The organism is Palleronia caenipelagi (assembly GCF_007004065.1).
In the GTDB taxonomy this organism is placed as follows: Bacteria; Pseudomonadota; Alphaproteobacteria; order Rhodobacterales; family Rhodobacteraceae; genus Palleronia; species Palleronia caenipelagi.
Map to the genome: position 1 here is coordinate 1 of NZ_VFSV01000116.1, position 2,390 is coordinate 2,390.

1 protein-coding gene and 3 pseudogenes are annotated in these 2,390 nt (G+C 60.1%); 2 read left to right on the forward strand and 2 right to left on the reverse strand.

Features of this window, described 5'->3' with window-relative positions; translation table 11 throughout:
• A partial coding sequence (locus FEV53_RS20025; protein ID WP_142836113.1) for a transposase occupies positions 1-243 on the reverse strand: 243 nt, incomplete at its 3' end.
• 166 nt (positions 244-409) lie between these two features.
• Between FEV53_RS20025 and FEV53_RS21785 the strand changes: the two are divergent.
• A pseudogene (locus FEV53_RS21785) lies at positions 410-795 on the forward strand (hypothetical protein); the annotation flags it as partial.
• On the opposite strand, the pseudogene FEV53_RS21790 reads toward FEV53_RS21785, so the two are convergent.
• Positions 779-1,024 (reverse strand): annotated as a pseudogene (locus FEV53_RS21790) (hypothetical protein); the annotation flags it as partial. The pseudogenes FEV53_RS21785 and FEV53_RS21790 overlap by 17 nt on opposite strands.
• Positions 1,025-1,143: 119 nt before the next feature.
• Here FEV53_RS21790 and FEV53_RS20035 point away from each other — a divergent pair.
• Positions 1,144-2,390: pseudogene (locus FEV53_RS20035) on the forward strand (IS5 family transposase); the annotation flags it as partial.

Here is a 2,390-nt window from a genome sequence, read left to right on the forward strand (position 1 = left end):
CTTGTCCAGGGTCAGATCCGAAACAGCCTTGCGCAGCCGCTCATTCTCTTTCTGAAGACGCTTTAGTTCCTTCAATTGGTCCGTGCCCATTCCACCGTACTTTTTCTTCCAGCGGTAGAACGTCTGTTCAGTCACGCCGATCTGGCGGATCGCATCCAGACGCGGCATCCCTTGCCCCGTCAGAACCTCAACCTGCCGTAACTTCGTAACAATCTCTTCTGGCTTTGGTCGCTTGTTTGCCATCTGTTTCCTCCGTTTTCCTAAACATAGCGGAGGACCACTTCAGTGGGGGAAGACCAGTCGTCAGTAGGCGGGCAAGGTTCCGTCGCAAAGTTCGGCGAGATTTTTCGTCTTTTGGGTGGCGTCGATATTTCGACGGCTCCAACGGCCCTGCTGGGGGAATGATAAAATGATCGACTTCAGGGGCGCTAACTATCCTAGGGACGTCATCCTTTGCGCAGTGTATTTCTCCGTGCGATACGCCGCCTCGTATCGTGACCTGCAGGAGATCATGGCCTAACGGGGAATCCCTGTCGACCATGCGACACTGAAACGCCGGGTAGCGAAATAACGCGCCACTGATCGTTGATGCAGCCCAGCGGCGCAAAGCACAAACAGCGCGCTCTTCGCGCATGGAATTAATAATGAACCAGCGCAACCGGCACATTGTCCAGTGGACGATGTGAGTGACCAAACGGGAGTAGCTCCCTACATGCGTGTGAAAGGGAAATGGATCACCTGTAACGGGCAGTGGACCGGGACGGTCAAACGTTTGATCTTATGCTCTCCGAGCGGTTCTGTGACAAACTTTTCTGGCGCGAGCGGATAGCCCTTTGGCGAGGCGCACTTGTCCTGCGAGGTCTACGAAGACCTGGAACGGAGTGCGTCCGCCATCGCCAAGTGGCCCCTTCCGGATCATGTGAGCTATCTCGACCCCCGCGAGGGTCGCCCGCGCCGTATCGAAGGATTCGAAGCCCATCATCGGGCGGGTGATCTTCTTTATGAACCTTTGGTCCTGCTCGATAGTTCGCCCTGAACAACACCCATCCCATTGTTTGTATATATAACACAGTGTCTCCGGTAGGCTTCAGGCCCGGCATTTGGTATTTTTGCAGCCGGACCCCTGCAATTTCGAGCTGCGATATGAAGCCCGGAAAGCCTTCCCCGAAACAGAGTGATCTGCTGCGCGCGCGACGGGTCGGGATGATCGACATGCGCCACGAACTGGTGAAGCTCGCCGCTCTGATCGACCGGGAGGTGTTCAAGCGGGAATGGGCCGGGTTGTTCCCGTCGCAGACCGGTCGCCCTGCCACGCCGACGCGCCTGGTCGCGGGGCTTTTGTATCTCCGGCACGCCTTTCGGTTGTCCGACGAGGCGGTCGTGCACGGTGGGCCGGGACGCCTTACTGGCAGCATTTCTGCGGCGAGACGGTCTTCCGGCATCGCCTGCCGATCGACCCCTCGTCGATGACGCGTTGGCGCAACCGGATCGGCGAGGAAGGTGTCGAGTGGCTGCTGACCGGGACGATCAGGGCCGGACAGCGCGCCGGAATGGTGCAGGATGACCATCTCAGGAAGATCACTGTCGAGACCACGGTGATGGAAAAGAACATCGCGCACCCCACCGATGCCCGGCTTTACGACGTCGCACGGCGCAAGCTGGTCGGGCTGGCCCGTGCGGCCGATATCAACCTGCGCCAGAACGACAATCGCCTCGGCCCCGGCTTTGCGGGCAGGTCGGGCGCGATGCCCATGCCCGCCAGTTCAGGAGGATGCGCAAGGCCCTGCGTCGGCTCAAGGGCCATACCGGCCGCGTGCTGCGCGACATCGAACGGCAGACAGACAAGGGGACTGAGGGACCGCTGAAAGCGCGGATCGCGGAGATGACGGCGCTGGTAAACCGGTTGCTGGCGCAGAAGCCACAGGACCGAAAGACGCTTTACAGCCTGCACGAACCGGCGGTGGCTTGTATCTCGAAAGGCAAGGCGCACAAGCGCTGTGAGTTCGGCACGAAGGTCAGCGTCGCGACCATCACGGAAGGTGGCTTCGTCGCCGGCATGCGATCACTGCCGGGCAATCCTTACGACCCTTACGACGGGCACACTCTGCACGCGGCACTGGAACAGGTGGACATCCTGACCGACCGGCGCCCGGACATGGCCTTCGTCGACCGTGGCTGCCGTGGCCACGGCGTTGAAACAGTGAAGGTCTTCATCAGCGGTGTAAGGCGCGGTGTCACCAGGACCATCGCGAAACTGCTGCGACGACGAAGCGCCATCGAACCAATGACGGGCCATATGAAAGCCGACGGACGTCTGACCCGATGCCCACTCAAAGGAACCGAAGGTGATGCCCTTTTCGCGGGCCTCTGCGGCTGCGGTCACAACATCC